The organism is Salicola sp. AFF1 (assembly GCF_056783195.1).
This window is the reverse complement of record NZ_JBXAYL010000044.1, coordinates 1-8,182: the sequence shown is the minus strand read 5'-3', so window position 1 is coordinate 8,182 and position 8,182 is coordinate 1. Positions and strand designations below refer to the sequence as shown.

At 63.7% G+C, this 8,182-nt stretch carries 7 protein-coding genes; 4 read left to right on the top strand and 3 right to left on the bottom strand.

The window, feature by feature from the left end; genetic code table 11:
* The first annotated feature begins 84 nt into the window (after window positions 1-84).
* Complete coding sequence (locus tag AC1RQI_RS15865; protein WP_481905589.1) at window positions 85-351, top strand: thiol-disulfide oxidoreductase DCC family protein; 267 nt, start codon at window positions 85-87, stop codon at window positions 349-351.
* Window positions 344-658: a cupin domain-containing protein gene (locus AC1RQI_RS15860; protein ID WP_416634447.1), complete on the top strand. Its 315-nt coding sequence runs from the start codon at window positions 344-346 to the stop codon at window positions 656-658. The genes AC1RQI_RS15865 and AC1RQI_RS15860 overlap by 8 nt, the downstream gene beginning before the upstream one ends.
* A 50-nt stretch (window positions 659-708) precedes the next feature.
* Here AC1RQI_RS15860 and AC1RQI_RS15855 read toward each other — a convergent pair whose 3' ends face one another.
* The 3 genes from AC1RQI_RS15855 to AC1RQI_RS15845 form a co-directional block, all read right to left on the bottom strand.
* Window positions 709-1,236, bottom strand: a complete 528-nt coding sequence (locus AC1RQI_RS15855) for a carboxymuconolactone decarboxylase family protein (RefSeq protein WP_481905587.1) — start codon at window positions 1,234-1,236, stop codon at window positions 709-711.
* 65 nt (window positions 1,237-1,301) lie between these two features.
* Entirely contained in the window at window positions 1,302-2,054 is a 753-nt protein-coding gene (locus AC1RQI_RS15850; protein WP_481905586.1) for a CLCA_X family protein, read from the bottom strand.
* Between the two features lie 56 nt (window positions 2,055-2,110).
* On the bottom strand, window positions 2,111-3,298 hold the full coding sequence (locus AC1RQI_RS15845; RefSeq protein ID WP_481905585.1) for a hypothetical protein: 1,188 nt from the start codon (window positions 3,296-3,298) through the stop codon (window positions 2,111-2,113).
* Window positions 3,299-3,381: 83 nt separating this feature from the next.
* Here AC1RQI_RS15845 and AC1RQI_RS15840 point away from each other — a divergent pair, with 83 nt between their 5' ends.
* Both AC1RQI_RS15840 and AC1RQI_RS15835 read left to right on the top strand, forming a co-directional pair.
* Complete coding sequence (locus AC1RQI_RS15840) at window positions 3,382-4,659, top strand: metallophosphoesterase family protein (RefSeq protein WP_481905584.1); 1,278 nt, start codon at window positions 3,382-3,384, stop codon at window positions 4,657-4,659.
* The gene (locus AC1RQI_RS15835) at window positions 4,659-8,069 is read left to right on the top strand and encodes a hypothetical protein (RefSeq protein WP_481905583.1); all 3,411 of its coding nucleotides are present in this window, start codon (window positions 4,659-4,661) and stop codon (window positions 8,067-8,069) included. The genes AC1RQI_RS15840 and AC1RQI_RS15835 overlap by 1 nt, the downstream gene beginning before the upstream one ends.
* The last annotated feature ends 113 nt before the right edge of the window (window positions 8,070-8,182 follow it).

Genomic DNA, 8,182 nt, shown 5'->3' with positions numbered 1-8,182 from the left:
CTATTCAGATTTTGCCCGTATTAGCCCAGCTTGCGCTTTGCGGGGTATATTGGCCTGCGAAGTCACTGATTCAGGTACGAGACAATGCTGCTTGCTGAAGGGCCTAACATCTACATTAAGTCTTCTGCGTTCTTTAGGGTAATGCGTCGCTTACCTTGGCCGTGGCCATTCGCCTGTATTGGCTGGGTTGTTCCCTCGGCCATTCGGGACTGGCTTTACGACCGTATCGCGTTAAATCGTTATAAGCTGTTCGGGCGCTATGAGGTTTGTATGATTCCGGATAAAGATCATGATTCCAGCCAACGGCTTGATGGGCTGTTGGCAGTAGTAATGAGTCAGAGCTATGAATAATCTTTTATCCGATTTGCCGGGCGACCTTGAGGCGGAAGTGTTTGAGTCGATCCTTGAATCCCAGCATGTCCGCATCGAGCGCATTGTATCGCAAGGGCAGACGTCGCCGGAGCAGGGCTGGTACGACCAGGACGAGCATGAATGGGTGGTCGTGCTGGAAGGTGAGGGAACCGTGCTGTTTGAGCAGGGGCCGGAATTTCGTCTTCAAAAGGGCGATCACCTGACCATTCCGGCCGGCTCAAGGCACCGTGTCAGCTGGACTGATCCAGCGCGCGTGACGGTCTGGCTGGCGGTGTTCTATCGCTGAAGCTGCCAGGTTGGATTGGCGGACGGCAGGCAATGGCCTGCCGCTGCTGCTCAGCCTTCCAGCTCAACCTCCAGGTTCTTACCCACGCGCTGTATGAAGTTGCCGGAGGCCACCACAAACGTGATCTCCGCGATGGCCTGGTTCGAGAAATGGGTCTTCAGGTCCGCCATGGCTTCGTCCGAGGCTTTCACATCACGGGTGGTCTCGTAGGCAAAGCGGATAACCGCTCTCTCGGGTTCCGAGAAAAGCCCACTGTCAAAACCCTCTTCGTCCAGTTCCTCGATCTGCGCCTCCAGTAGTCCGGCTTCTTTACCCGCTGGTACGTGGTGCCCCTGGCAGTAATCACAGCCGTTGAGCCGTGACACCGTCAGGTAGGCGATTTCCCGCAGACGGTTACTGATGGAGAGCTGGCCAAAATAGAGATCCAGCAAGGTGCCAATGCCCTGTGTTGCGGGGCCGGAATGGCCGAGGAGCTTGACCACATTGGGCACCACGCCCATGGCCTGCTCCATCTGTTGATAGACTGGTGTGGCGGTCTCCGCTTCCTGGCCTTTTTCTGCATAGGGGATTCGTGCCATTGGTGTTTACCTCGTTGTTGGAGTGAATGGTGTGGGGCAGAAGACGCCTGATCATGCCTTTCAAGTCAAGCAGGTCTGGCACCGGGGCTTGGGGATTCCCTGTACAGGGCCCGGCCCAGACTTGCGAAATAGGCGCTGAAGGCGTCGTTGATGCGCTGGCGCTGTGGATGCTGCGGATACAATCCGGCGCGTGCCTCTTCGGACTGGCGTGTGCCGCTGACCAGGAAGGGGCTGTGTCCTGGCGCATCCTGTACAAAGGCCTCGAAGGCCCGGGCAGCCATTTCTTCAGGGCGGCTGTAGTAGTGAACACCCAGCGTGCGGTCCATGCGCGCGGAGGCACTGAAAAGCGCGCTGGGCTCGTCGCCGTCATCGCTCACCAGGATCACCCGGAAACACTGGAACAGCAGCCGGTTGAGCGGGTGCGCTACGGGGGCAAGTTCCCTGAGCCAGGCGGCGCTGGCGAAACAGTCCCCTGGCGCTTCCCTGAAGGCATGGGCTGCAAGGTAATGGTCAAGCGCATGAAACCACTCATGCGCCAGGCTTCCGGCGCCCGCGTTCTTGGCCAGTGACAGGCTGCGCTTGGCTGGCGTGTAGTGCGCGGACACACCACGTTGTCCGCCGATGCCGTATTCCAGCGAAAGGTGGCCGCGCAGTGAGACCAGTGCCTCAGGCCCGCCCAGGATGGCCTTGAGATCATCCAGCGCCGCGGCAAACCGGTGCGCGGCCCGCTCCTGTTCTTCGGATTTAACCCAGTTGCCGATGCCAATGCTACGGAACCCGTACTGGCGCCGGATTGCTGCAAAGCCGCTGATACCCATAACGGTACTCTAAAGGCTCGGGACGGCTCATAGAAGACGTTGCTGGCTTTTGAGCGTTACCCGTCGTTGCGCGTCTCGTAGAAATCCCGCGTCTGCGCATGAACAGGATGCAGGTCCAGGACCTGAACGCCGGTCTTCGCGGAATGCACGCGGAATGGGTAACGTGTCCCGGGTGGGGCGGCCTGCTCCCAGAAAGCGTCCAGGTTACGGCCCCTGAAATCCAGTGTGGGAGCTCGTGGGTGCTCAAAAACCGCTGTTTCAACCGCTCGGTAGCTGAGCTCTTCAGGTTGCGGTGCGCTCACCAGGGCGTGGCGCATCAACCCCGGGTAGGTGGCGGCCAGGGCAGCGGCCACGACCATTACGGCAACGCCCACACGTTCCGCCACGGGCGCACCCCGCCCGAGCGCCATGGCCAGCGCTGCCGCAGCAACACCGCTGGCCACAAAGGGCAGTACCGGAACCGCCCCCACCATCCAGTACTGCGTCAGCAACAGGAAGTCCACGAGCGCATAACCGCCCAATAGGCCCAGAAGTACCAGCTGGGTCACCATGCCGCCGTGATGGAGCAGGTTATAGTTGGCGCCAGCGGGCAGTTCCACGGATTGTGGGTCTTCAGCGTCGGCCGCTACCTCCAGCTGCTCACCGGCGCGCTCGCGCACGGCCTGTACCAAGGGCGCGTTATTAACGAGCGTCTCCAGGTGCAGTGCCGGTTTGCGCAGCATCTCCCGGAACCCCATGCGATGGTCCGGCCCTTCCAGCGCCACATAGTGGTAGGGCTGAAGGCGGTATTCGCCGCCGTCGGTCTTGATGACAAGTCTTGCCCCGGCAAGGCCGTTGGCAAGGTTCTGGGCACGAGCCGGGCATTCCGTCCGGAAGGAGCGCACCTGCTCCCAGCTCAGGCTGTGGCTGCCCGTGGTCAATCCCACCAGACCGGCACCGCTGGCCCGTGGCATATAGAGCTGGAGGCCGTGATCGTCCAGGCTGACGCGCCCCTGCTTAATGAGCAGGAGTACAGCAAAAACCACTGGGAGAAGGGTGATCAGAGCCGCAAATTCCCAGTCGATGCCACCGTCTTCTGTGTACAGAAGGGCGTCAAGTAACGCGGCGTCATTGCTGGCAGCACTTGTTGCCAGGACAACGCTGATGGCGACGAAGACCAGGATCGGTCCCCCCACCAGAATCCAGTTATAGGCCGTTCTCAGGGCCGTGGGGGAATAGGCAAAACGTTCTGTGGTCATGGTCATCCGTGAAAATCATTGAATTGTGGTAAGGAGATTAGCAGGATGAAGGCCTTCTGAGCCACTGAAAACGCTGGAGCTGCCATTCCATGACATTCTCCCTCCTCGCCGTTGGTGATTTGCACCTGGGCGCTCGCCCCAGCCGACTGCCGGATGAGCTGACCGGACGCTCGGCCGAGCTGGGCACCGCTGGCGCCTGGCGCCGTATTGTGGACCAGGCCCTTGAAGCGGCTGTTGATGCGGTGGTGCTGGCGGGCGATGTGGTGGAGGATGAGGATGATTTCTTTGAGGCCTACCGGGAACTGGCCACCGGTGTTGAGCGCCTGCTGGCGGCCAATATCCGCATTCTTGGCGTTGTAGGGAACCACGACTACCGGGTGTTGCCCAGGCTGGCGGATCAGCTTCCGGGCTTCGAGCTGCTGGGGCGTGGTGGTGAATGGGAATCACTCACTCTGGCGCCGGAGGGCACACCCCTGACCCTGCACGGCTGGTCCTTCCCGGCGGCCCGGTACCGCGAGAGCCCCCTGGCGGGCGTGAGTCTGGCACGCGGACCCGGCATTAACCTTGGCATTCTCCACGCGGACCGGGATCAGCCAGCCAGCCCCTATGCGCCGGTGAGCTCGGCGGATTTGACCGGTGCCGGTCTCGATGGCTGGCTGCTGGGCCACATCCATAAGCCGGATGCGTTGACGGCGGCTTCTCCCAACGGGTATCTGGGGTCTGCCACCGGTCTTGATCCCGGTGAGGCGGGGCCGCGCGGCCCCTGGTTGTTTGAGCTGGATGGCGGCGGCGTGCAGCGGGTGACCCAGTGGTGCCTTGCACCCCTGCACTGGGACCGGCTCAGCGTCGACCTGACCGGTATTGCAGCGCCGGAGGATGCCCGGGAGCGTCTCCAGTCCGCGGTCCACGCGCTTGATGACGCCCTCATGGACCACCGGATGCCGCCGGAGGCGGTGGCCTTACGGGTGGTCTTCAGTGGCCGGACGGACATGGGGACCGGGGTTAGCCAGCTGATGGAACAGGAATCGCTGGATGCCTTGCACGCTGGCAGTGGCCGCATCCATTACTTTGTCGAGACGTTGCGCTACAGCGTCCAGCCAACCATTGATCTGACGGAACTGGCCCGCAGGGGGGATCCGGTGGGCCTGCTTGCCCAGCGGCTGCTTCTGCTTGACCGGGACAAGGACGATCCAGAGCGCCAGGCCCTGATCCAGGAAGCCCAGCAACACCTCCGCCAGCAGGCGGAGCGCTCCCAGTGGCAGGCATTGCCCAGCCAGGCCATTTCCGAGGCCGATGCGGTTGATTGGCTCAGACGTGGCGGCATGGCGGCTCTGGAAGGCTTGCTGGCGCAGGGGAGGGCTGCCTGATGGAACTGGACAAACTGGTCATTACTCAGCTTCCGGGCTTCGGTGATCGCCTCAGTATTGAAGGCTTCGATGCAGGCTTTACCCTGGTGACCGGCCCCAATGCCTCGGGCAAGAGCAGTCTTGTTCGCGCCTTGCGTCTCCTGGTAGCACCCGGCTCGGACAGCCCCAATGGCGCCGTGACACTGGAAGCCCGATTCCGCCGCGATGACGCCGTGCTTACCGTGAGCCGCAGTGGTGAGCAGGTGGTCTGGCAACGCGACGGCCAGCCCGTGGATGCGCCCCCGCTGCCCGCCGGTGACTTCCTGCGCTGCTATTGGCTCTCGATGAACGACCTGCTGCAGGCTGGGGCGACCGAAAGCACCATACGGGCCCAGCTCCAGCGCGAACTTGCTGGCGGCTTTGATCTGGAAGCACTGCGGCGCGATCCCTCGTTCGAGGTCCGTCCCCGCCGAGGGCAGCCCGAGGCCAAGGCCCTCCGTGATAAGGAGCAGGCCCTGGCCAGGTGCCAGCGCGCCTATTCGGAGCTTGACCAGCAGCGACACCGGCTTGCTGAGCTTGATCAGCGGATTGCAACCGCCCGCGCGGCGCAGACCGGCGTGAGCCGGACCGAGCAGGCACTGGAGTGGCTGCAGGCACGCCAGAGGCGCCGGGCCGCGGAGCAGTCGCTGGCTGAACTGCCGGAGGTGATCAGCCGCCTGAACGGAGGTGAGCTGGATCGGCTGGCGCAGCTGGAGACCCAACGCGACCGGCTGGCCCAGCAGCTCCGGGATAACCGTCGCCAGCAGGAAGAAGCGCGCCAGAAGCGTCAGGGCGCTGGGCTGGAAGGCGCCGCCCCCGGCGCTCCGGAACTGGATGCCTGCCGCCAGCACCTGGAAGAGGCGGACCGAAAGAGGGCGGAGCGGGATGGCATCCAGGAACGTCTGGATGAAGCCCGGGCGCGCGAATCCCAGGCCGCCGCAACGTTACAGCCACCTGAGGGCCGGGCCCCGGAGCCCACGCCGGAGGCTGTGAACCAGGCAGCCGAGATGGCGGACTCATTGAAACGGGTGCACCTCCGGCTTCAGGAACTGGAGGCGTGCCTGGAGCAGACCGGATCGGAACACCAGGACCCGGAGCTTCTACGCAATCGTATCCGCCAGCTGCGCCACTGGCTGCGTCAACTGGAACCAGCCCGTCGACGTGGTCTGGTGGGTGGCACCCTGGTGGCAATGGTGGCGGCGGCTATCGCCGCTGCCATGGGCCTTTTTCAGGGTTCTTCCCTGAGCTGGGCGCCGGCGCTGGTGGCACTGGCGGCGGCGGGCTGGTCCGCACAACAGTGCATTGGTCTCGTGGTCACGGCGCGCGACGCCAGGCGCCGGGCGGAAGAGGCCGGCGTAACACTGGACGAATGGCAGCCAGACAATGTCTCCGCGCACCTGGAGCAGCTGGAAGATGAACTGGCTACGGCGGTTGACCAGCAGGAGCTGGCCCAGAAGGCACGCGCCCACGCCTCGGAAATTGAGACCCTTGAAAAGCAGCAATCCCAGCTGGAGGGCAACAAGCAGGCCCTGGCCGAAGCGGTTGGCTTTGATCCCTCTCTGGCCGGTGAAAGCGCCGCCCGCTTTCTCAAGCTGGCGGCGGACCTGGATCAGGCCCGCACGGAGCGCGCCCAGCTGGAACAAAGGCTTAACAGCCTGAATGACGCCATTGAGGCTGAGCTGGCGCCCGTCCATCGCCTCCTCGAGCAACAGAAGCTGGCCCCCGGGGATGAAACCCTCGCCGGTTTGAGGGCGGCGGTGGATGACCTGAAGCAGCGCGTTGATACCGTAGAAGAGGCGGAGCAGACACTTTCCCGCCTCCAGACCCACCATGAGGAGCTGGCGGCGGAGCACAGCGAACAGGTGGCGGCCATTGCCGCGCTCTACCATGGACTGGGTCTGGCCGAGGGCGATCGCCCCGCGCTGGAATCGCTGTGCGGTCAGCTTGAGCGCTATCGAGAGGTTACGGCATCACTGGCGGCAGCGCGTTGGGCCGAAACGGAACAGGCAGGGACGCTCGAGGACGATCCGGAGCTGGTTGCCCTGGTGGAGGCCAATGACCAGGCGGGCCTGGAGCAACGCCTGGCGGCGTTCCAGGAGGAGGCCGGCCAATACGAGCAACTGCTCGAGGAACGCAGCGAACTGGCCACCCGCCTGGACCAGGCTGGACGGGACAGGACACTGGAACAGGCCCGCTTTGAGCGGGACCGCGCCAGGGATGCGCTGCAGGATGCGTTTGATGGGACCATGGTGGCCGCAGCGGGGCAATTCCTTCTGGGGCAGGTGGACGCAGCCCACCGGAGCGAACACGAACCTGCCGTCCTGGCAGCCGCAAGGGAGCGGTTCGCCCGCTTCACGCATCACCGATATGACCTCCGGATGGACGAAGAGGGCCATTTCCGGATCCGAGACCGGATTCAGGAACGGGACCAGACCCTGTCGGAACTGTCCACCGGGACCCACATGCAGCTGTTGATGGCCCTGCGCCTGGCCTGGGTCCGGGCCCTTGAGCAGGAGAGCGAGCCATTGCCCATCTTCCTTGATGAGGTGCTGACCACCTCGGACCCTGAACGTTTCCGGGCGATTGCGGCCAGCCTCCAGACATTGGTTGAGGATGAAGGCCGGCAGGTGATCTATCTCTCCGCCGAGCCCAATGACCGGACGCTCTGGGAACAGGCTCTGGGAACCCCTGTTACACACATTGACCTCCAGGCGCTGCGGCAGGGCAGGGAAGTGCCGGCGCCGGGGACCTATGAGTTGCCTGCTCGCGAAACCCTGCCATCGCCAGAAGGTGTTACCCCCGGGGATTGGGCTGCGAAAGTCGGTGTTCCTGAGATCCGTCCCGCGCGAGGAGCTGGCGCCATCCCAGTTTTCCATCTCCTGCGGGACGACCTGGCTCTTGCTCACCACCTGATCCAGGACTGGCGCGTGGATCGTCTCGGGCGCCTGGAAGCACTGCTGTCCCAACCCGCGGGCGCCAGTGCCGTTGAGGATCCGGCGTACCGGCAGTCACTGAATGCCCGCTGCCGCGTAGCCCGTGTCTGGGTGGAGGTCTGGCAGCGGGGACGTGGTTCGCCGGTGGACCGGAATGTGCTGGAAGCCTCGGGGGCTGTCACCGCCAAGTTCATCGATCCGGTGTCGGAATTGGCGGAGAGCCTCGGGGGCGATCCGAATGCGCTTCTGGCATCTCTAGAGAGCGGCGGTGTAGCCCGTTTCCAGACGAACAAACTGCGGGAACTGGCAGCCTATCTGGAGAACGAGGGCTACCTGGATAACCGCGAGCCGTTGGATTCCACGGAGCGGGAACGCGCCGTGTTGCTGGAAGCTGGCCAGGAGGCGGACGCCGCCGCCATCCGCGAGTGGGTCGCCTGGCTGGAAGCGGGGCTGGGCTGAACCGGCAATCCCCTTGCAATCCGCGGGCGTACCCCTCTAGGAGTCTGCGCGGCAGAAGATTTTAGGTCCCGGTTTGAGTCGAGTGGGTCAGTATCCAGCCGGGATTGCTTCCA